Source organism: Algoriphagus boseongensis (assembly GCF_004362805.1).
Lineage (GTDB): Bacteria > Bacteroidota > Bacteroidia > Cytophagales > Cyclobacteriaceae > Algoriphagus > Algoriphagus boseongensis.
This window is the reverse complement of record NZ_SNYF01000008.1, coordinates 36,438-56,782: the sequence shown is the minus strand read 5'-3', so window position 1 is coordinate 56,782 and position 20,345 is coordinate 36,438. Positions and strand designations below refer to the sequence as shown.

The 20,345-nt window shown below is 40.3% G+C and carries 22 protein-coding genes; 8 read left to right on the top strand and 14 right to left on the bottom strand.

Annotation, left to right across the window (positions count from 1 at the left end):
• Nucleotides 1-39: 39 nt before the first annotated feature.
• The 12 genes from DFQ04_RS14100 to DFQ04_RS14045 form a co-directional block, all read right to left on the bottom strand.
• Entirely contained in the window at nucleotides 40-639 is a 600-nt protein-coding gene (locus DFQ04_RS14100) for a porin family protein (protein ID WP_133556956.1), read from the bottom strand.
• Between the two features lie 68 nt (nucleotides 640-707).
• Nucleotides 708-1,079: a response regulator gene (locus tag DFQ04_RS14095; protein ID WP_133556954.1), complete on the bottom strand. Its 372-nt coding sequence runs from the start codon at nucleotides 1,077-1,079 to the stop codon at nucleotides 708-710.
• 106 nt (nucleotides 1,080-1,185) lie between these two features.
• Nucleotides 1,186-2,571: a sodium-dependent transporter gene (locus DFQ04_RS14090; RefSeq protein WP_133556952.1), complete on the bottom strand. Its 1,386-nt coding sequence runs from the start codon at nucleotides 2,569-2,571 to the stop codon at nucleotides 1,186-1,188.
• A gap of 40 nt (nucleotides 2,572-2,611) precedes the next feature.
• Nucleotides 2,612-3,547, bottom strand: coding sequence for an SDR family oxidoreductase (locus DFQ04_RS14085; protein ID WP_133556950.1), 936 nt, complete (start codon nucleotides 3,545-3,547; stop codon nucleotides 2,612-2,614).
• Nucleotides 3,525-4,370 carry a peptidylprolyl isomerase gene (locus tag DFQ04_RS14080; RefSeq protein ID WP_133556948.1) on the bottom strand — a complete coding sequence of 282 codons (846 nt, stop codon included), beginning with the start codon at nucleotides 4,368-4,370 and terminating at the stop codon, nucleotides 3,525-3,527. The genes DFQ04_RS14085 and DFQ04_RS14080 overlap by 23 nt, the downstream gene beginning before the upstream one ends.
• A 1-nt stretch (nucleotide 4,371) precedes the next feature.
• Complete coding sequence (hemC, locus tag DFQ04_RS14075) at nucleotides 4,372-5,307, bottom strand: hydroxymethylbilane synthase (protein WP_133556946.1); 936 nt, start codon at nucleotides 5,305-5,307, stop codon at nucleotides 4,372-4,374.
• A complete protein-coding gene (gene rimK / locus DFQ04_RS14070; RefSeq protein ID WP_133556944.1) occupies nucleotides 5,308-6,213 on the bottom strand; it encodes a 30S ribosomal protein S6--L-glutamate ligase in 906 nt (301 codons plus the stop codon).
• Nucleotides 6,210-6,650 (bottom strand): ATP-dependent zinc protease family protein, encoded by a 441-nt coding sequence (locus DFQ04_RS14065; protein WP_133556942.1) that lies wholly within the window; start codon nucleotides 6,648-6,650, stop codon nucleotides 6,210-6,212. The genes rimK and DFQ04_RS14065 overlap by 4 nt, the downstream gene beginning before the upstream one ends.
• Nucleotides 6,651-6,654: 4 nt before the next feature.
• A complete protein-coding gene (locus tag DFQ04_RS14060) occupies nucleotides 6,655-7,797 on the bottom strand; it encodes a DNA polymerase III subunit (protein ID WP_133556940.1) in 1,143 nt (380 codons plus the stop codon).
• Between the two features lie 7 nt (nucleotides 7,798-7,804).
• The gene (locus DFQ04_RS14055) at nucleotides 7,805-9,001 is read right to left on the bottom strand and encodes a GlmU family protein (RefSeq protein WP_133556938.1); all 1,197 of its coding nucleotides are present in this window, start codon (nucleotides 8,999-9,001) and stop codon (nucleotides 7,805-7,807) included.
• A gap of 69 nt (nucleotides 9,002-9,070) precedes the next feature.
• Complete coding sequence (locus DFQ04_RS14050) at nucleotides 9,071-9,316, bottom strand: type B 50S ribosomal protein L31 (protein WP_133556936.1); 246 nt, start codon at nucleotides 9,314-9,316, stop codon at nucleotides 9,071-9,073.
• Nucleotides 9,317-9,440: 124 nt separating this feature from the next.
• On the bottom strand, nucleotides 9,441-10,022 hold the full coding sequence (locus tag DFQ04_RS14045) for a carboxypeptidase-like regulatory domain-containing protein (RefSeq protein ID WP_133557579.1): 582 nt from the start codon (nucleotides 10,020-10,022) through the stop codon (nucleotides 9,441-9,443).
• Between the two features lie 164 nt (nucleotides 10,023-10,186).
• Here DFQ04_RS14045 and DFQ04_RS14040 point away from each other — a divergent pair, with 164 nt between their 5' ends.
• From DFQ04_RS14040 to pruA, 3 genes are all read left to right on the top strand, one after another.
• On the top strand, nucleotides 10,187-10,570 hold the full coding sequence (locus tag DFQ04_RS14040) for an ArsR/SmtB family transcription factor (protein WP_133556933.1): 384 nt from the start codon (nucleotides 10,187-10,189) through the stop codon (nucleotides 10,568-10,570).
• 7 nt (nucleotides 10,571-10,577) lie between these two features.
• Nucleotides 10,578-11,273, top strand: a complete 696-nt coding sequence (locus DFQ04_RS14035; RefSeq protein ID WP_133556931.1) for a YjjG family noncanonical pyrimidine nucleotidase — start codon at nucleotides 10,578-10,580, stop codon at nucleotides 11,271-11,273.
• A gap of 72 nt (nucleotides 11,274-11,345) precedes the next feature.
• Complete coding sequence (gene pruA / locus DFQ04_RS14030) at nucleotides 11,346-12,980, top strand: L-glutamate gamma-semialdehyde dehydrogenase (RefSeq protein WP_133556929.1); 1,635 nt, start codon at nucleotides 11,346-11,348, stop codon at nucleotides 12,978-12,980.
• A 219-nt stretch (nucleotides 12,981-13,199) separates the two neighbouring features.
• Here pruA and DFQ04_RS14025 read toward each other — a convergent pair whose 3' ends face one another.
• Entirely contained in the window at nucleotides 13,200-14,516 is a 1,317-nt protein-coding gene (locus tag DFQ04_RS14025) for a 6-bladed beta-propeller (RefSeq protein WP_133556927.1), read from the bottom strand.
• 275 nt (nucleotides 14,517-14,791) lie between these two features.
• Entirely contained in the window at nucleotides 14,792-15,538 is a 747-nt protein-coding gene (gene fabG / locus DFQ04_RS14020; protein ID WP_133556925.1) for a 3-oxoacyl-[acyl-carrier-protein] reductase, read from the bottom strand.
• Nucleotides 15,539-15,829: 291 nt separating this feature from the next.
• Between fabG and lpdA the strand changes: the two genes are divergently transcribed.
• The 5 genes from lpdA (at nucleotide 15,830) to DFQ04_RS13995 (ending at nucleotide 20,287) form a co-directional block, all read left to right on the top strand.
• Nucleotides 15,830-17,227, top strand: a complete 1,398-nt coding sequence (lpdA, locus tag DFQ04_RS14015; RefSeq protein ID WP_133556923.1) for a dihydrolipoyl dehydrogenase — start codon at nucleotides 15,830-15,832, stop codon at nucleotides 17,225-17,227.
• Between the two features lie 92 nt (nucleotides 17,228-17,319).
• Complete coding sequence (locus tag DFQ04_RS14010) at nucleotides 17,320-17,853, top strand: RNA polymerase sigma factor (protein ID WP_133556921.1); 534 nt, start codon at nucleotides 17,320-17,322, stop codon at nucleotides 17,851-17,853.
• A complete protein-coding gene (locus DFQ04_RS14005) occupies nucleotides 17,853-18,677 on the top strand; it encodes an anti-sigma factor (RefSeq protein WP_133556919.1) in 825 nt (274 codons plus the stop codon). The genes DFQ04_RS14010 and DFQ04_RS14005 overlap by 1 nt, the downstream gene beginning before the upstream one ends.
• Nucleotides 18,678-18,871: 194 nt before the next feature.
• Nucleotides 18,872-19,114 (top strand): hypothetical protein, encoded by a 243-nt coding sequence (locus DFQ04_RS14000; protein ID WP_133556917.1) that lies wholly within the window; start codon nucleotides 18,872-18,874, stop codon nucleotides 19,112-19,114.
• A 69-nt stretch (nucleotides 19,115-19,183) separates the two neighbouring features.
• Nucleotides 19,184-20,287: a hypothetical protein gene (locus DFQ04_RS13995; protein WP_133556915.1), complete on the top strand. Its 1,104-nt coding sequence runs from the start codon at nucleotides 19,184-19,186 to the stop codon at nucleotides 20,285-20,287.
• Nucleotides 20,288-20,345: the final 58 nt, after the last annotated feature.

Here is a 20,345-nt window from a genome sequence, read left to right as displayed (position 1 = left end):
TATTTAAATCAGAGGCTTTTTTTTGACTTTCAAATGGACTTAAAAAATTCTAAATCCCACAGATAAAACCCACTGGTTGATTCTATTGTCGGTGCTGAAGGAACCAATATTTTCCGTCACTTTGCTTAATCCTCCCTCATACTTTCCTTCAATAGACAAATTTCCTAGGTCAACCCCCAAACCAGCTTGGTAGCCTAAAGTGGCTTTTTTGAACTCCACATCTTGAACTGTATTACCCGCATCCTTTAGCTTGGAATCGATGTTGACACTGGCGATTGGACCCGCCATTAATCGAATGACTTTGAGCAACCTAAATCCAACCATCACCGGGATGTCCAATCGGTTAAATTCTGCTTTGTAATTCTCAGGAGCTGTTCCTCCGCTGGCCCCATTTGGGATGAAGGCGAATTCCCCGCTGGTCTGTGTAAAGAGAACCTCTGGCTGCACAAAAAATCCAGCGCCGCCAAATCTTCCAAATAAACCCACATGATACCCAGTTTGGGCGTCTGCAGGTACGAATTGCTTGCTTTTAAAATCAAGACTAGTACTGCTCAATCCAGCTTTGATTCCAACTCCATTTTGTGAAAATGCCTGAGTTACTCCCCAAAAAAGGGCAAGAGAAAAGAGTAATTTTTTCATTGCGTTGTGGTTTAGCGTTTAATTTTCAAAGTGTAAACGCACCTTTCGCAATTCTCTTGCCAAAGAAATTAATTAATTGTGGTTCTGGCCTGAGATTTTGCCAAGGTATAGAGGTCAAAAAAGTCCATTGGCTTTGCCACTAATTCATCGAATTGGTTGTGGGCTTTATTTCTAAAAAATTCAACATCTCCGGACGTGAATCCAATAGTTGGGATGTTTTTGGTGGAATCACTTTCCCGAATATGCTCCAAAAGCTCTACCCCGTCCATCTCTGGCATCATGATATCGGTAAGAATCACATTAAAGCCCGGATCAAACTCCAATTGCCTTAAGGCCTCAATTCCATTTCTAGCAGTGATCACGACATCATGTGATTTCTCAAAGATCTTCTTCAAAATCGTCAAGTGGATCAAATCATCATCTACTAGGAGGACCTTCATTTGGTGCTTTAGAACTAACGATCTATAAGATAGTCCATTTAAATCCTTAAACAAAATAAAAAAAGGGAGTATTAAACTCCCTTTTCAAATTCTTGAGAATTAAATCTTATGCTGCTTGAGGGGCCCCAAATAATCCAATCATATTCAAGATCAAAAGGATAATCACAATTGGGCAAACCCACTTGATGAAAAATATCCAACCTGTTCTGAAAACTCCTTTAAATCCAGGAGCTCCTAAAGCTAATTCATCCGCATAGTCGGAAATTTTCTGACCCCATCCTGTGTACAGGGAAAGCATCAAACAGATCACAATTACAGCGAAAGTTCCGAAGATAAAGTCCATTGCACCGAAGAATCCAACCAATTCATTGCTTAAGAAAGTGAATCGGATTTCAGCAAAAACATTTCCCTCAATAGAAGAAAGGGCAGATGGAATGGAAAGTACCATTGCTGCAATACCAACAGTCCAGGTGGCGGTTTTTCTATTCCACTTTCTGTCATCAATCAGGTAAGCAACTGGAACCTCCAGCATTGAAATAGTTGAAGTCAAAGCGGCTACCATCAACAGGATAAAGAACAATCCACCGATGATATTTCCACCTGGCATCGCATCAAATACTTTAGGCAAAACATCGAAAACCAAGGCAGGACCTGCAGCAGGATCTTTTCCTGGAAGCAAGGCAAATAATGCAGGGAAAACCATCAAACCACCCAAAAGGGCAACCGCAGTATCCATCCCAGCAATCCAGCCAGAGGATTGAATAATGTTGGATTTCTTATCCAAATAAGACCCGAAAGTGATCATCAAGCCCCATCCAACAGACATGGAGAAGAAGGCCTGACCCATTGCCTGTAGAATTACAGTTCCATTAATCTTGGAAAAGTCTGGGTTAAGATAGTATTGAATACCAGCCTCAGCACCTTCAAGTGTCACAGATCTACCCGCGATAAATAGGATGATGATAAATAGAATTGGCATCAAGAATTTTGCAGCCTTTTCGATACCTCCTGAAACTCCGCCCAACACGATCAGAATGGTCATCAAAATAAAGAAGAAGGTCAACGGAATCACGTACAACGGCGTCTCCACAAACTCTTCAAAGTCAATTGGAATATTGATTATTTCAGTGAAAATGTATCCCACAGTCCAGCCCGCAATCACAGAATAATAGCTGAATACGAAGAAACAGACCATCACGCAGAGTACACCTGCCAGTTGCCAGATCTTATTTCCACCTGTATCACGGATAGCCCCGATTGGGTTTTTTCTAGACTTTCTTCCTAGGGCAATTTCATTGAACAACAAAGGCAAACCAATGAATAATACACAAAGGATGTAAACAAAAACGAAAGCTCCTCCACCGTTTTCGCCGGTGAGGTAAGGAAACCTCCAAATATTACCCAATCCAACGGCCGAACCTGCCGCTGCCATGATAAAGCCCAGACTAGATCCAAATTGACCTCTTTCTTCGCTATTTGAACTAACTGCCATAGATGATGCTAAAGTTAAATTAAAGGGTGTATACTGCTATTTAAGAGCGGGCTAAGATAATTTGTTTTGCCAAAATACCTATCCCCGCTTGAAAAGTTTTCGGCTCGTATCCGAGCTGTTTTCGAGCTTTATCGATGATAAAGCCAGTTTTCATCGGTCTTCTGGCTGCTTGTTTGAATTGGGTAGAATCCGTCCTTTTAATTAAGGCTTTGTTAAGACCGAAAAATTCGGCTGTTTCCATGGCCATATCATAAGGAGTCAATAGGTCGGACCCTGAAATATTAAAAATTCCTGTCGCCTCATTCTCTGCAATCAGGATACATCCAGCGGCTAAATCCTCCGCAAGAGTTGGAGTTCTTACTTGGTCATCTACCACCTGGATTTCCTTTCCTTGTTCCAAAGAAGATTTCACCCAAAGAATAATATTGGATCGACTGAGGTCATTAGCGATACCATATACCAAAACGGTTCTGGCAATAGCCCATTTCAATTTCGACTCCCGAAGCAATCGCTCTCCCTCCAATTTAGTCCAACCATAAAAATTCACCGGATCCGGCTCGGCTTCTTCGTCGTAGGGATTATTTCCATCCTCTCCAGAAAAAATAAAATCCGTGGATACGAAAATGAAATGAGAATTAACTCGCTCAGCGGCTTTAATCAGGTATTCTGTTGCTTTGACATTAGCCAAAAAACAGGCCTCTTGGTGAAGTTCGCATTCATCCACATGGGTCATGGCTGCACCATGAATTACCGTTTCAGGAGCGAGGTGATCAAAGACCTCTTCCACCTGTTCTGGATTGGTGATATCTAAAGTTACATAGGTAAAGCCATCCCCTTTTAGACGACATTCTCCTTTTCCAGTAGCAATAACATGAAACTTCCCCTCCTCAACCAACTGTTCGACAAGCTTTTGACCCAAAAGGCCATTAGCCCCTGTAATCAGGATTTTTGGTTTATTTGGATTGAGGATAGACATAGCCAAATTCTTTTTCGATTTTTTTCTTGGATACTTTTTCTACAGTCACTGTCATAATTACCGGATTGTTAGGCACTTCCCGTGTAGTCGGTTCAATAGCTATTTTATCCACTACATCCAACCCTGAAAGCACCTGCCCAAAAACTGTGTATTCGAAATCCAAATGAGGAGTCCCGCCAATTTCTGCATAGGCTTTAATCTGCTCTGGAGTATAGTCCTTGGTTAATTTGATATTCAAGGTCTTGGCAATTTCATCTCGCTTGGAAAGAATCAAATTGGTCAGACTGTCAAACTTTTCCTCTTGGTAAAGCCGGTTATATTCCTGCTTCAACTCTTGTTGACTTCCCAATTGCATAAACTGAAAAACAGCCTTTTGCAAAGCTGTAAAGTCCGTAGTCAATTCCAAAGCCTCATAAGTTCTTCCCTGAACGATGTAAAATTGGGAGCCATTACTTCTTTTCTGAGGATTGATATTATCGCCTTGTCGGGCTGCCGCAATCATTCCTTTGACATGGACATGATTTGTGGAGATTTCAGCAGGTAAAGTAGGCCACTGTTCAGCAGGAAGACCTTCTTTCCCGAAAACATCCCCACCCTGAACCATAAACCCTTCAATAACCCGGTGAAATTGGGTCGAATCAAATCTTCCAGCTTCCGCCAAAGCAATAAAATTAGCCTTATGCTCAGGAGTATCGTCAAATAAAATGGCCTTAATCTCCCCATGCCGAGTGGAAATTGTAATGAGATAATCCTTGTCTTTTCCACAAGCCCAAAAGCTGAGCAAAGAGAGAAACACAAAAAGTAAACGGGTGATTTTTTTCATATCAGGATTGTGCTTTTTTGATTTGATCTAAAATTTCCTTTCCTCCGGCAGCCAAAACTTTTTCAGCCAATTCATTTCCTAAAGCTTCAGGCTGGGAACCATCGCCTAGGACTTCAAAGGAAATTCTTTTCTTCCCATCAAGGCTAACGATTCCACCTTTTAAAGTAAGTTTTCCTTTTTCCCAATTTGCCAAGGCAAACACAGGAATGCTGCATCCTCCTTCCAAAACCCGGAGATATGCCCTTTCTGCCCGTAGTCTTGCTTCAGTTTCGGGATGGTTGCATGCTTTTATAATTTGTTCTTTCAACTCTGAATTCAATGCTTTTGAAGCCTCAATGGCTACTGAGCCTTGTCCCACTGCTGGGGTAAATTCCTCCAGATCCAGGTACTCGGCTATCATTTCCTCATAGCCCATTCGGTGAACCCCAGCATAAGCCAATAAAAGCGCATCGCAAAGCCCCTCCTCCATTTTTCGAATTCGTGTTTGAAGATTTCCGCGTACGTCAACAGTCTTTACATGCGGATAAAAATGCTTCAGCGTCGCAACTCTCCGGGTTGAGGACGTGCCCAAGACTAGAGACTGAGTGGTGTTTTTGATAGAAATCCCTTTTTGCTTGGATAAAAGAATATCGTTTTCTTTTTCCCTTTCAGTAAAGGCGATGAGTTCAAATTCTTCCGCCAAGTTGGACTGCATGTCTTTGGCAGAATGAACCGCGATATCTATTCTTCCATCCAGCAACTGGTCTTCCAGCTCTTGGGTAAAGACTCCTTTAGACCCGATTTTGGAAATTGAAACATCTAGAATCTGATCTCCTTTGGTATCAATAATCACGATTTCAGATTCCAGTCCGGCTTTTTTCAGCAATTCCTCCACATGGTAGGCTTGCCAAAGCGCCAACTTACTTCCTCTGGTTCCGATTTTTATTTTCCTGCTCATTTAATGCTTTTCTCTTTTCGAAGACTTTTTCCTTACTCCTTCTTCGACAAATTTGATAATCTCTCCGGCAATATTGATTCCGGTTGCAGCTTCGATTCCTTCCAATCCTGGAGAACTATTCACCTCCAAAATCAAAGGTCCTCGGGCAGATTGAAGCATATCTACTCCCGCCACATCCAAACCAAGGGCTTTGGCTGCATTTAAAGCTGCTTGCTTTTCAGCCCGAGAAAGTTTGATGACAGTTGCCACTCCTCCTCTATGTAAATTGGATCTGAATTCTCCCTCTGCGCCCTGTCTTTTCATTGCTCCCACCACTTTTCCATTCACCACAAATGCTCGGATATCAGCTCCCTTAGCCTCTTTTACAAATTCCTGAACAATAATTCTTGCCTTAAGTCCATGAAAAGCTTCGACAACAGATTGTGCGGCTTTTTTGGTTTCAGCCAAAACTACTCCCAATCCCTGAGTACCCTCTAGCAATTTGACAATCACAGGAGCTCCGCCAACCTGTTCGATCAGTTGCTTTTCTCCACCTTTGGAAAAATTGGTAAAGGCAGTTTTCGGCATTCCCAAGCCGTTTTTGGAGAGGATTTGTAAGCTTCTTAGCTTATCTCTACTCCTAACAATCGCTTGGGAATTGACCACAGAAAATGCACCCATTAGCTCAAATTGGCGAACTACAGCAGTTCCATAAAAAGTAATCGAAGCACCAATTCTCGGAATGATAGCATCGATCCCCTCTAATTTTTGGCCTTTATAAATGATGGATGGGCCCTCCTGCTCAATAATCAGATCGCAAAGGCTATGATCAACAATCAAGGCCTCGTGTCCCGAATTTTGGATTTCCTGGAAAAGCCTGCGGGTGGAATATAATTTAGGATTCCTGGATAGGATTGCAATTTTCATTTTTTGTGGCGGTGTGATTTACCCAAGTTGGTTTGTGAAACATCTACCAAGAAGCGTCCCCTAAGAATTTTCCTTCCCAGTAAAATCGAGTTTTTCATGCTCGACCGATCCGTGAGCGTAAATTCCGCGCGGTAGGTTTCCCCAGCCAATTGAATTTTCGTCTCGATCAGATACCTTTCCTCTGCATGTCCAAAGGAGTTTTTGACTTTCTTCTTTCTGAATTTTTCAAAAGTCAGGGTTTTACCCGTGAATTTTTGATGGCTAGGCATCAGGATTTGAAAAGTCAAAACTGGCTTTCCGTTTAATTCGATTTCTCGAATCTCTTCTGCATGGAGACTGCTGGTATAGGCTCCTGTATCAATTTTTGCCCAAACCAAATTCAGCCCTAGTTCCGGCAAGGTGATTTTTTCTTTTCTCCCGATGATTTTCTTATCCATGGGATTAGTTTTTAGCCATCATCAACAGGATCTCCATGGACAAATCCGTGAAAATCATCTTGGCATTTCCGTTTCTTTCCAAATGATAATGAGCCTGATTAAAGGCCTCATACATTTTTAAAGCATGTTCTTCAGTAAGAATTTTCTTACTGATATTATCAATAAACGTTCGGTCTTCTTCGGTAGTCCTTAAAAGTGCGTCCAAGTCCAAATTCTTCAGCATGATCTCCCTGGTCACATTCAAACCTGCAAGCATGAGCGACTTTTGTGCCTCTTTATCCGCTTTGTGAAAATCATCTGAAAGGATAAAAATATCCTTAAGGTTCCTGGTTGCGCACAATCTAAACCAGTCTCTAACCTGTCTTACTGTCTGATCTTCTACCTGGTCGAGAAGTCGGTAAGCTTCCCTGAGGTTTCCATCGGCAAGCATGGCAATTTGCTCTGCTGCCTTGGCCTCGCAGAGTCCGGAATCAACCAAATGAGATTTGATTTCTTCGTCTGAAAAAGCCCTCACCAAAATCTTTTGGGTTCTGGACAAAATGGTCGTCAATAAGTGATCCGCTTGAGAAGTAACCAACATGAAAATTGTCTTTGCCGGCGGTTCTTCAATTATTTTCAACAAGGAATTTGCCGCAGAAGGATGTAAAAATTCCGGAGCCCAGATGAGCATGATTTTATACCCACCTTCGAAAGACATCAAGGAGAGAGTCTGAATGATTTTTCTTGCAGCTGATTTAGAAATATTCAGCTGCTTTTTTTCAAATCCATTGAAGTAAATGAAGTCATGCACATTGCCATAGGGCTGCTCTGTCGCAAACTTTCTCCAATTCGAAAGGACATCAGTCTTTCCTTCCTTTTCATCTTCCTGTCCATCATCTTCCTTGGAACTAGAGACTACTGGAAATGCAAAACTTAAATCTGGTACTACCAGGCGCTTCATCCGCTGGCAATTGGCACAGGTACCACAAGAATCTGTCTCACCCGGATTTTCGCAAAAAAGATAAGTAGCCAAGGCCAAAGCCATGGTCAAATTGGCTGATCCCTCAGGGCCATGGAAAAGCAAGGCATGCGCCAAATGATTGAATTTGATCGCATTGAGGAGCTTTTCTTTGGTTTCGGGAAGACCCGGTATTTCAGCAAATTGCATGAGCTTATCAGGTGGTTTTTTCCCAAATTCTATAGGATTTGGTCAATTCAAAAACCTTCTCCAAAATTTCTTTTTCTTCGGAAGTAAATTCCTTTCCTCTTCGTCCATAAACTGCCTTGGCAGTTTCTTCGAACTTAGGTAAAGTGAAGGTAGAGAATCCTGCTGCCCCTCCCCATGAAAAGGAAGGAATAAAGTTTCTTGGAAATCCATCCCCGAAAATATTCGCACCGACTCCGACGACTGTTCCGGTATTAAACATGGTGTTGATGCCGCATTTGCTATGGTCGCCCATCATCAAGCCGCAAAACTGTAGGCCTGTATTGGCAAAACCACCTTTGGTATAATCCCAAAGCTTAACGGGAGCATAATTATTTTTCAGATTGGAAGTATTGGTGTCCGCGCCTAGATTGCACCATTCGCCGACGACCGAATTACCCAAGAATCCCTCATGTCCCTTATTGGAATAGCCAAAGATTACTGAGTTGGAAACCTCTCCTCCAACTTTAGAATATGGACCAACGGTGGTATCTCCTCGGAGTTTAGCACCCATGTTAATGGTAGATCCTTCACAAAGCGCAAATGGCCCTCTGATCAAGGAACCTTCCTGAATTTCTGTGTTTTTCCCGATGTAAATGGGTCCTCCTTCAGCATTAAGAACTGCTGCTTTGATTTTAGCACTTTCTTCGACAAAAATATTTTCCTTTCCATAAACCATGGTATGTGGATCGGTAATAGCTTGAGAAACTCTTCCCTTGGTAAGGAGATTAAAGTCTTTTCTGATTTCTGCAGCATTAAACTGGAATATCTGCCAAGTCTTCTGAAGGAGAACTGGCTCCATTTCCAGCTGAATTTGTTTCTTCTCCAAAGCGGATCCTAGATTTTTTTCAGTTTCGCCGATGTAGGTGGCCAGAATGGTCTTTCCAGAAACTAAAACTTCGTCCTCCTTAAGGCTTTTCAGAATTTCAATTGAGCCTTCTTCAGGCAGCCAAGAACCATTTACAGCTAAGGATATTCCTGAATTTCTAGGGAATTTTTTCTGCAGATAATCTTGAGTCAAAAAAGAAACCTCTACACCGGAATACTTCTCCCATTTTTCTGAGATTTTCATAATTCCAACCCGGATATCCGCAACAGGTCTAGTAAAAGTAAAAGGAAGTAATGATCCGCGAATGGCTGGATCGTCAAACAAAAGGATTTGCTTCATAGGGCAAAAATAAAAAAGTCTCCCGGAATCCTTGCTCCGGGAGACTTTTTAAGAATGATCGAAAGAAGATTACTTCTTCGCGTATCTTTTGTTGAATTTCTCCACTCTACCAGCAGTGTCAAGCAACATTTTCTTACCGGTATAGAATGGGTGAGACTCAGAGCTCACTTCAATTTTGAATACTGGATAAGTTTTGCCATCAGTCCATTCGATTGTTTCAGAAGTCTCGATAGTGGATTTGGTCAAAAACTTAAACTCGCTTGAGGTATCGTAGAATACTACGTCTCTGTAGTTTGGATGAATATCTGCTTTCATAATATCGCTAGTTTTCTTTTGCCTTTTTGAAACGAGGCACAAAGATATTCTTTTAAATCACTCACACCAAATCTTTGTCTAGGATTTATTTAGAAATTGGTGTGAGGAGTTTGAAAAAGCCTACTTATTTGCTTTTTAGGTCCCCTCTTTTGATAGATCGAATAAACTGAGACCAAGCAAATGGGTCCAAAATCCGCAAAGGTCTAGGCCCGTACAAATCCTGATTTTGCAACATCTGCCCTTGTTGGAAGTACCTGAAATTCTCATTGCCAGAAGCTGGCATAGACTCAGCCCATCGAAGCAACATCTCCGGACTCATATTTGACCTAGAAATAGCCATAGGATCCACCACATTCATGGCTATTACAGCCTTTTTGAATTCCTCCTCAGTCGGATAAGGCATTACTTCAATTTCGGCCAAGGCGATTTCGTCTACCTCCATGGTCAGGATCAAACTGATTCTATCATTATCTACCTTATCAGGAACTTTGAATTCTTGCTTTTTTAACCCGATAAAGGTAAAAACCACGCTATCGCCTTCGAGAACTGGCATGGAGAAATACCCAAATCGTCCTGAAACTGTACCTCTTCCCTTTTTCGGTACATAAATATTTACACCAGGAACAGCATCTGTGCTGTCTGCATTGAGGATAATACCCGACAACTGGATGACTTTTTTATCTCGTTGATCTTGGGCAAATGACATCTGGGTCAGGAAAAAAAATCCCAAAACCAGCACTAAAAGAAGAGGAGAAGAAATTTTCACGTAACGTTGTTCTTATAACATCAACTGTAAAATACAGCTGCGAGTTTAGTCTAATTTCGGCTGAAATTTTATTTTCACCCTCGATTTCAAGTTAAAACTTACTAATGAGACTTAAAAATATCAGTTTAAACTATGGATTGCGAATTTTTAAGGCGCTTTCAGAAGAACCACGCGTTCGGATAATCCATTTACTGATGTTAAACAAAGAATTAAGTATCTCTGACTTGGAGCATATTTTAGATTTTACCCAAACCAAAACCAGTCGGCACCTGATTTATTTGAAAAATGCTGGCCTTTTGGGAAGCAGAAGGGTCGATCAATGGATGTTTTATTACATCCTTGAGGAATATCTTGAAATCATTCAGCAGATTTTCAAGTTTATCCAAAAAGACCCCAGTCTCATCAAGGATCAGGAAACCTATGAAATCCTAAAGTCTAATCGAGAACTGGCGATCAACAAGATTCAAAATAATCAATATCGTCGCTGAAATTTCTGTGAAAACTTACCAACACATCTTTTTCGATCTAGACCATACGCTTTGGGATTACGATCGAAATGTCACCGAATCTCTTTCGGAACTCTACCACCATTATTCCCTAAGCGAACTTGGAATCGAAACTTTCGAAAAATTCTTTCAAGCCTTCCATCATATCAATTTCCAGCTATGGGATTGGTACAATGTGGGGAAAATCGACAAGCATAACTTGAGGAAAGAACGTTTCCCTAGGATTTTCTCCCATGCAGGAGGAAAAGCCGATGCCATTCCACAGGAATTTGAAGAAGACTTTATGCACAGGACTTCCTCCAAGCCGCATGTTTTCCCCTATTCCAAGGAGATTCTTCACTACCTGAATAAAAAATACAAAGTCCATATCATCACCAACGGCTTCAATGAATCTCAGGCTAAAAAAATGAAATCCTCAGGATTGGATGGGTATTTTGACTTAGTAGTAACTTCTGAGACGACCGGGCATAAAAAGCCAGACCCAAGGATTTTCGAGTACGCACTTCTTCAATTAAATACAAGTCCAGATGCTTGTATTATGATTGGGGATAATCCTGCTTCAGACATTTTAGGCGCCCAAAGAGCCAGTATTGACCAGGTTTTCTTTAATCCGGAAGGGAAAAAAATCGAGCTTCAACCCACTTACGAAATTCGGCATTTGAAAGAGCTTGAAGACCTTTTGTAAGCGAAATCACTGTCCATTATGGCAGGAAAGCCTATCTTTGGACTCTCAGAAATCAAATAAACACCAAATAATATGCTAAAGGGATTTTTCAACGTACCGGCTCCAGTGAATGAGCCGATTAAGTCATATGCCCCGGGTAGCCCGGAGCGAAAAGAACTCCAAGCCATGCTTGCTGAGCTGAGATCAAAGCAAATCGATGTACCCATGTACATTGGTAGCGAGGAGGTCCGGACAGGTAAAACGCATGCCATGACTCCTCCTCACGATCACCAGCACATTTTGGGCTATTTCCATGAAGGAGACGCAGGACATGTAGAACAGGCGATTAATGCTGCTTTGGGCGCGAAAGAAGCTTGGGAAAACTTAGAATGGGAACAGCGAGCTGCAATTTTCCTAAAAGCAGCTGATCTGATCGCCGGTCCTTACCGAGCTAAGCTTAACGCAGCTACAATGCTTGGTCAATCTAAAAATGCTTTCCAAGCTGAAATTGACTCCGCCTGCGAAATCATCGATTTCCTTCGCTTCAATGTCAAATACATGACAGAAATCTATGCCCAGCAGCCTCCCGTTTCTGGAGGTGGAGTTTGGAATAGAGTGGAGCAAAGACCCTTGGAAGGATTCGTGTTCGCCTTGACTCCTTTCAACTTCACTGCAATTGCCGGAAACCTACCAACTTCTGCGGCGATGATGGGAAATACGATTGTTTGGAAACCTGCCTATACCCAGATTTATTCGGCAAATGTTCTTATGGAAATCTTCAAAGAAGCAGGAGTTCCTGATGGCGTAATCAACTTGATTTATGTAGACGGACCTACTGCTGGAGAGGTGATTTTCAAGCATCCTGATTTTGCGGGAATCCACTTTACTGGTTCAACTGGAGTATTCCAACACATTTGGAAAACCATAGGAGAAAACATCAAGCTCTACAAGTCCTATCCTAGAATTGTCGGAGAAACTGGAGGAAAGGACTTTGTCTTAGCTCATAAATCTGCTGATGCCAAAGCCGTGGCAGTTGGTTTAGTACGTGGTGCTTTTGAATACCAAGGACAAAAATGTTCTGCAGCTTCCAGAGCCTATATCCCTTCCAATCTTTGGGATGATGTGAAAAAATCCATGTTGGAAGACCTTGCATCCATGAAAATGGGAGGAACTGAGGACTTCACGAATTTCGTCAATGCAGTGATTGACGAGAAGGCTTTTGATAAAATCTCCAACTACATCACCCAAGCCAAAAACTCTCCGGGAGTGGAAGTAATTGCAGGTGGAAATTTCGATAAGTCGAAAGGATATTTTATAGAGCCAACCGTTCTTTTGGTACAAGATCCGATGTACACGACAATGTGCGAAGAGATTTTCGGACCAGTATTGACCATTTATGTATACAATGCAGAGCACTTTGAGACTGTATTGGAATTAGTTGATCAGACTTCTCCATATGCCTTGACTGGTGCAGTTTTCTCCCAAGACAGATATGCCATCGAATTGGCAACTCAAAAATTGAGAAATGCTGCAGGAAATTTCTACATCAACGACAAGCCAACAGGAGCGGTCGTAGGTCAGCAGCCATTTGGCGGAGCCAGAGCTTCCGGCACCAATGACAAAGCCGGCTCCATGATCAACTTGCTGCGTTGGGTATCTCCTCGTACGATCAAGGAAACCTTTGTATCGCCTAAGGATTACAGATATCCTTTTTTGAGTAAGGATTAAATTTTAAACATAAAAAAAGGCCTCCTATAGGAGGCCTTTTCATGGAAAATATATAAACATTATATGATTATCCGCAATTGCACCACAATCCAAAATTCCTTTGGTTTGGTCGTCGGAAGTCCGAAGACCGATGACCGAAGCTGACTAAAACTGAACTTCAATCGGTCTATTATTTCTATCTTTTGGCCTACTGGTAAGAAAGCGGATATACATAAAACATTATTTTCTGAAAACAGAATTTTTTACTTCTAAAAATACCAATACATAAGAATCTTTTTTTAACTCAGATTTATTTTCTTCGACGAATTGATGAATACTTCCTTTAATTTCAACTTCAGAATTATTAATGAACTTTTTTTCATAGTCCTCTAGAAATAGAAAAGATGGAATCAAATAACCAATTTTATTTTCAGAAAAAAACCAGGGTAAATTTCGTATTGGCATATAATCTATGTCATTCTTATATTTATTGAATTGAGCTGTAGGTACAAATTCTTTATCTAAAAAAATCTCATGAAACTCCTTTTCGCCTCTAAATACTCTTAAAAAATACCCATCTTCCAATGGATAAAAGGAAGAAATCTCACTAACCAAACCCTCATTTTTTACCCTCTCGTCAAATTGTTGAGGATTTAATCGATGAAAATCTTCCATAGAAGCTTGATCTCTACCAAAATCAAAATTTATTGTTCGGATATTTTCACCATCCTTTGAAAAAATTACTGAAGTTGTTTCAAAGGGAATTGTAAAAATTATTTCCTTGGTAAACGGGTTTAAAACAAATCCATCCTTTCCAGAATACACTTTCCCTTCCAACCGTTGATCCGCTTCAAAAATCCCCTCGAAAGTATTTTTTCTATATCTAAAAAAATAATAAGCTCCTAGGTCAAACCCATTTTTAGAATAAAAAAGAGTTGATGAATTAGTTCTATAAAAGTTGCCTAAGATTGATGATAATTTCTCCTCCTTCTTAAAAACTCCATTTAAATCAAATGTCAAAATCTTATTCAGGTATGGATCTTTTATCAAAATGGATTCTCCCAAAACCTGAAAATCTTCCGTTCTGATAAATTCTCCCGGTCCATCTCCTGAAGCGGATAAACCAAATCTTAGTTTTCCTTTTTGGTCATAAAATACATACTTCTCACCTCCTCTATCCTCTATCCCAATCAATCCTTCACTCATGATAACCTTCATTGGTCTTATCAATGATAAAGTATCTGAATTTTCAAGTAAAATATAGTCTATTGATTGATATGCATCCGATAGATTACCATTTTCTGATTTATTTAAATCAATAGGAACAGAAATAGCAGTCGTGCTTTCTTCATTTTTTTCCTCCCCACATCCAAAACAAAAACAAATTAAAAAGAAGGGCAATGCCCTTCTTAAATTACTCAATGCCACCACCATATCCATCGCATACTGTTTGTGCTTCAACACTACACCCAATATTTGGAAATGGGCGACAAACATAAAAAGACCCTCTCCCTGAATTGCAAGGTTCTCTCTCCATTCGATAATGATAAGCTGCAAATAAATTGGTTCCCCCTGAAACTAAAATGAGGAGGATTAACAAAATTTTCTTTTTCATAATTAAATAAGTTTTAGATTGAATTAAAAGTTTTAGCGCTAAAAACTATTTTAATATGTTATGTTTTTTTTTACATGAAAGAAAACATAGCTAATCTTTTTTTTAGTTATTTTTCTAAATATTTGATTTTCAACAAAATAAATTTTCATAAACCAAAAAAACGGCTGAGTATCCTCAGCCGCTCGTAATTCATAATTCGTAAATCTAAAATCGTAAATCAAGTATACATCGCTCCATTCACATGCAGCACCTGACCTGAAATGTAGGTACTCATGTCTGAACCCAAGAATACGCAAGCGTCAGCGATTTCTTCTGGCTTACCTCCACGCTTCATCGGGATAGCATCTCTCCAACCCTGAACGGTCTTTTCATCCAGCACTTCGGTCATTTCAGTTTCTATAAATCCAGGTGCAATCGCATTGCAACGGATATTTCTGGATCCTAATTCCAAAGCCACAGACTTGGTGAAGCCGATGATTCCAGCTTTCGAAGCGGCATAATTAGCCTGACCGGCGTTTCCTTTGGCACCGACCACGGAGGTCATGTTGATGATAGAACCGGACTTAGCTTTCATCATCGTGCGTGTTGCAGCCTTCACTGTGTTGAAGCAGGATTTCAGGTTTACATTCATGATTTCATCCCAAGATTCCTCAGTCATTCTCATCAGCAGGTTGTCACGGGTGATACCTGCATTATTGACCAAAATATCCAAGCCACCAAAGTCGGCAACCACCGCATTCACCAAATCCTCTGCTGCCTTGAAATCAGAAGCATCTGATCTGTAACCCTTGGCCTGGACGCCAAAAGCTGCAAGTTCAGATTCTAAAGCCTGCCCTTTTTCAACGCTGGACAAATAAGTGAAGGCAACATTGGCGCCTACCTGAGCAAATCGGATTGCAATGGCTCTTCCGATACCCTTAGAGGCTCCGGTTACCAAAGCAGTTTTTCCTGAAAGTAATCCCATGAAATGTAAAATTTGAGTTGGCCAAAAATAGAAAAACTCCCGGACTTTTGAGACTTTGGTAAGCCATGTCGGAATTTCTGACCTAAAAACCGAAGGAAAATTTCCCTAAAAATCAATCCCTTGCTATTTCCTTTATTCAATTTCATAATCTTTAAAATATTCATCGGTTTTCTGGAAATTATTCATCCTTAGGGCTTTTTGCCTGAACTTCACTGACCAAAATCTGATTTTTTTCTGAAGGCAAAAGGCCTATTTTTGCACAATTCATTTTGTTATCAAACCCTTTTACATATGTCTTCGACAAAATTTGACTTGATCGTGCTAGGAAGCGGACCTGGAGGATACGTAGCTGCCATTCGGGCTTCCCAACTCGGATTGAAAACAGCCATCGTAGAAGCAGCAGAGCTAGGCGGTATCTGCCTTAACTGGGGCTGTATCCCTACCAAAGCCTTGTTGAAAAGCGCACAGGTTTTTGAATACATCCACCACGCAAGTGATTATGGAATTTCTGTGAAGGAAGCGGAAGCAGATTTTGGCGGAATGGTCAAAAGAAGCCGTGGAGTTGCAGATGGCATGAGCAAAGGCGTGCAGTTTTTGATGAAGAAAAACAAAATCGAAATCATCGCAGGCTGGGGAAAAATTCAACCTGGAAAGAAAGTCGAAGTCACTGACAAAGACGGTAAAAAAGAAACTTATTCTGCAGATAATATCATCGTCGCAACTGGAGCAAGATCAAGAGAACTTCCTTCTATGAAAATCGATGACAAAAAAATCATCGGCTACAGAAAGGCGATGACCTTGGAAACTCAGCCCAAGAAAATGGTTGTAGTAGGTTCAGGAGCAATCGGAGTTGAGTTTGCTTATTTCTACAATTCCATTGGAACTGAAGTAACCATCGTCGAATACATGGACAGAATTGTACCAGTGGAAGACGAAGAAGTATCCAAGGCTTTGGAAAAAATCTACAAAAAGGCAGGGATGAAAATCATGACTTCATCTGAAGTGACCGGAGTAGACACGAAAGGTTCAGGCTGCAAAGTGACGGTAAAAACTGCTAAAGGAGAAGAAATCCTAGAATGCGATATCGTGCTTTCTGCAGCAGGTGTGGTTTCCAATTTGGAAAACATCGGTTTGGAAGATGTGGGAATTTTGGTAGACAAAGGAAAAATCCAAGTCAACGAATACTACCAGACCAATATGCCTGGCTATTATGCCATTGGTGACGTAGTTCCAGGTCCAGCTTTGGCTCACGTGGCTTCTGCTGAAGGAATTATCTGTGTGGAAAAAATCGCAGGACATCATCCAGAGCCATTGGATTATGGAAATATCCCAGGCTGTACGTATTGCTCCCCTGAAATTGCCTCTGTCGGCATGACCGAATCAAAAGCTAAAGCAGCAGGTCATGAAGTTAGAATCGGTAAGTTCCCATTCTCCGCTTCAGGAAAAGCTTCTGCAGCTGGAGCAAAAGACGGCTTTGTGAAATTGGTTTTTGACAAGAAGTACGGAGAATTGCTTGGTGCTCACATGATCGGTGCAAACGTCACTGAAATGATCGCTGAAATCGTGGCCATTCGTAAACTTGAAACTACCGGTCATGAATTGATCAAAACAGTTCACCCTCACCCAACCATGTCTGAGGCCATTATGGAAGCGGCAGCTGCTGCTTATGATGAGGTAATTCACTTGTAAGAAATATTTATTCGAAAATAAAAGGACACCGGACTAAAACATTTGGTCCGGTGTCTTACTTTTAAGAGCATCCATCCTTATACAACCCACTTTTGCAGGAAGAAGAAATCATAGCCGGACTTCGAGCCCACGACAGAAAAACAACTGAATACTTATATGAAAAGTATTCTAGGGCCCTTTTCGCAGTGATATCAAGAATAATCTCAGATCAGGATATTGCTGAGGAGGTTTTTCACGATGCTTTTATCAAAATCACCCGAAAAATAGATTCCTATGAGGAATCCAAAGGACGCCTTTACACTTGGATGGCGAACATTTGTAGAAATTCTGCCATTGACAAGCTGCGATCCAAAGAAATTTCAAAATCCGGTAAGACTAATACCATCGATGACTTCGTATATGGTCTTGAGAGCCAAACCGGAACTCAAGAATTTGTGGATGGAATTGGTGTAAAGGAATTAATGGATAGACTTAACCCTGATCAAAAATTCATAATCGAGTATATTTACTTCAAAGGGTATACCCATGCAGAAATTTCAGAGGAGTTTGATATTCCTCTTGGAACCGTCAAATCTCGGATCAGAGCGGCACTTCAGGTATTAAAAAAGAACATAGACAGCATCTAGTGAACATTCAAGACTACATAGAATCAGGCAAACTCGAACTCTTTCTTCTGGGAGAGTTGAACGAGCGTGAGCGTGAGGAAGTCCTGACGCTAGCCAAAACCTATCCTGAAATCCAACAGGAGCTAGATGCTTTGGAAGAGGCCATGTTTGCTTTTGATCAGGCAACAGGACCGAAACCATCCAATAAAGTGAAGGATAAAATCTTTGCTAGCCTGGACAATGAATTCCAAAAGGAAGAAAAGAAAACAATTGAGTTTAAACCTACAGCTCCTAATCAGGTAAAATTGGGCCCTTGGAGAGGGTTGGCTGCCGCGGCTTCTTTGATTGCCGTCTTAGCCAGCGCTGCTGCAATTTTCTTTGCAAGCAAGTTTTACGATACCGAAGAAAAATTTACGGCATTGCTTCAGGATCAGCAGGTGATGGCTGATAATCTGAACCAAGTCAAGCTTCAGTACGAGGAGACCGACTCAAGATTGGATCGACTGGTATCTGGGGATTTTCGACGAGTGGAAATGAAAGGCGAGGCCCTTCCCATGCAAAAGGATGCTAAAGTAGATGTCTTCTGGGATCAAAAAGCACAGGAGGTTTTTGTAGCGGTAAATAATCTGAATTCGCTTTCTTCAGAATTTGACTACCAGCTTTGGGCAATCGGCAAAGATGGCCCCGTAGGAATCGGCTTAGTCAATCCCGGAGAAAAATTCACTTTGCAGCAAATGCAGGCTGTAGCTGAAGCGGGTGCCTTTGCGATCACCATTGAGCCAAAAGGAGGTTCAAAAGCACCGACATTGAACAAGTTGGTAGTATTGGGTGAAGTTGTAGCTTAGGTTGAGAATGAAATTTTCCTCAAATGAAGACTGGGGATAAATTTTAGAACAACAAAACCTTACAGTTAAATAAATATCAAATAAACTAAATAACATCCGTTCAAAATTCATTAATAACCACTCAAAAAAAAAAAAAAAAAAATAGAATCACTTTTTTTAAACTAATTTGCAAGGTAATAAACTTAAATATTTTTATGAAAAAATTAACCCTTTCATCTGCCATTCTATTTGGCTCATTCTTCCTTGCTTCAACAGAAAGCAATGCTTGTGGTGGTTCTACGTGGTACACCTGTGGAAATCTTTTAGAATTTATGATTCAAGTCTCCCAAAACTGCTGTGCCGGAGACATTTCTGTGACAGATTGTGATGCTGGTTCTTTCACTCTTAGAAATGAGGAGGATGGTCCAAATTCAAGCTGCGCTGCAAGCATAAATTAAGTTAGATTAACCAGCTTTAGCATATGCCAAGGCTGGTTAATTATAGTGAATCAAAAGCTTAATGTATTTATGTCAAAATCCATAATACTGGGGATAATACTTTGTGCATTCCTTATTTCATGTAGTCAAAAAGAAAATTTAGATTCCGTGAAATTGACTATATCAGAACTTAATTTTAAAACCGATAAATCTTTATACACTAATCAAATTAGTGCACCTTTTTATACCGATAAAAATAAAGTAATTTTCTTCAACAAATTTGAATCATCCATAGATACTTTAGACTTTACAAGTAAAAACTATTTAAAAGGGGATCAACTTGAAATTGAGGGTCCAAATAGTCTTCCTGAGTTTGTGATTTTTTATCCCGTTGAACAATACCTCGTATTTCAGGGTGCAAACACATTATTCAAGAGCAACAATAAACTCACTGAAAAAGAGAGTATTATTCAAAAATTCCCCGGTAAAATCCAACGATACTTTTTCCAACCTCCAGCCTCTGAATTTGGAAACTGCATTAAGTGCTCAGAAAACAACTTTTATATACTATTTTCTGATTCGGATACAAAAAAAAATTACCAGCTTGCCAAATTTCATACCCCGGACAGTTTATCTTTTTTACCATTCCCTGATGAATCGATTTTGGAAAAAAACAAACTAGGTTTCAAATATGGATCAAGTACTTTAGAAAAAGGAACTATACCATATGCTACCGAAACAAGTCAGGGATTAATAATTTCTTTTTATCACACAAGTGAAGTTTGGATACTAGAAAAATCAAAACCTTTTAATTATAAAATAATCTCAGGCTCACCCTATTTCAAATCAAAAAAAGATGAATTCCCTAAGGAGCCTATTTCTGATTTTTCAAAATTTATAGAAGTCTCAAAAATTTGGAATAACGACATATCTTTTGGGCCTATTTATTCTATTCCAAATAGCGATAATTTCTTTAGATTGGTAAAAGGACCAAGTTCCAAAAACAAATTATATGATGGTGGAATTTTCCTTGAGGTCCTTAATTCAAAATTAAAAACAGCTTATATCGAAGAATTAACTAAAATGATTCCTGATATAACTTGTGAATATTTTGTATTACCATCAGGCATTTATATAAAGAAAAATTCAAATGATGAAGATGACCTTTCGTTTTATAGGATAATTTTAAATTGAAATAAAAATCAAGCCTGCTTCCCAAGAGCAGGCTTTTTTCATGGCTTTTGCCGAACTT

Coding starts and splice junctions, on each gene's coding strand:
- DFQ04_RS14045 (WP_133557579.1), bottom strand. CDS start 10,022: ATGTCATTTGCCCAAGATCAACGAGATAAAAAAGTCATCCAGTTGTCG.
- DFQ04_RS14090 (WP_133556952.1), bottom strand. CDS start 2,571: ATGGCAGTTAGTTCAAATAGCGAAGAAAGAGGTCAATTTGGATCTAGT.
- fabG (WP_133556925.1), bottom strand. CDS start 15,538: ATGGGATTACTTTCAGGAAAAACTGCTTTGGTAACCGGAGCCTCTAAG.
- DFQ04_RS14050 (WP_133556936.1), bottom strand. CDS start 9,316: ATGAAAGCAGATATTCATCCAAACTACAGAGACGTAGTATTCTACGAT.
- rimK (WP_133556944.1), bottom strand. CDS start 6,213: ATGAAAATTGCAATCCTATCCAGGAATCCTAAATTATATTCCACCCGC.
- lpdA (WP_133556923.1), top strand. CDS start 15,830: ATGTCTTCGACAAAATTTGACTTGATCGTGCTAGGAAGCGGACCTGGA.
- DFQ04_RS14095 (WP_133556954.1), bottom strand. CDS start 1,079: ATGAAGGTCCTCCTAGTAGATGATGATTTGATCCACTTGACGATTTTG.
- pruA (WP_133556929.1), top strand. CDS start 11,346: ATGCTAAAGGGATTTTTCAACGTACCGGCTCCAGTGAATGAGCCGATT.
- hemC (WP_133556946.1), bottom strand. CDS start 5,307: ATGAGCAGGAAAATAAAAATCGGAACCAGAGGAAGTAAGTTGGCGCTT.
- DFQ04_RS14040 (WP_133556933.1), top strand. CDS start 10,187: ATGAGACTTAAAAATATCAGTTTAAACTATGGATTGCGAATTTTTAAG.
- DFQ04_RS14080 (WP_133556948.1), bottom strand. CDS start 4,370: ATGAAAAAAATCACCCGTTTACTTTTTGTGTTTCTCTCTTTGCTCAGC.
- DFQ04_RS14055 (WP_133556938.1), bottom strand. CDS start 9,001: ATGAAGCAAATCCTTTTGTTTGACGATCCAGCCATTCGCGGATCATTA.
- DFQ04_RS14085 (WP_133556950.1), bottom strand. CDS start 3,547: ATGTCTATCCTCAATCCAAATAAACCAAAAATCCTGATTACAGGGGCT.
- DFQ04_RS14060 (WP_133556940.1), bottom strand. CDS start 7,797: ATGCAATTTGCTGAAATACCGGGTCTTCCCGAAACCAAAGAAAAGCTC.
- DFQ04_RS14065 (WP_133556942.1), bottom strand. CDS start 6,650: ATGGATAAGAAAATCATCGGGAGAAAAGAAAAAATCACCTTGCCGGAA.
- DFQ04_RS13995 (WP_133556915.1), top strand. CDS start 19,184: ATGTCAAAATCCATAATACTGGGGATAATACTTTGTGCATTCCTTATT.
- DFQ04_RS14100 (WP_133556956.1), bottom strand. CDS start 639: ATGAAAAAATTACTCTTTTCTCTTGCCCTTTTTTGGGGAGTAACTCAG.
- DFQ04_RS14000 (WP_133556917.1), top strand. CDS start 18,872: ATGAAAAAATTAACCCTTTCATCTGCCATTCTATTTGGCTCATTCTTC.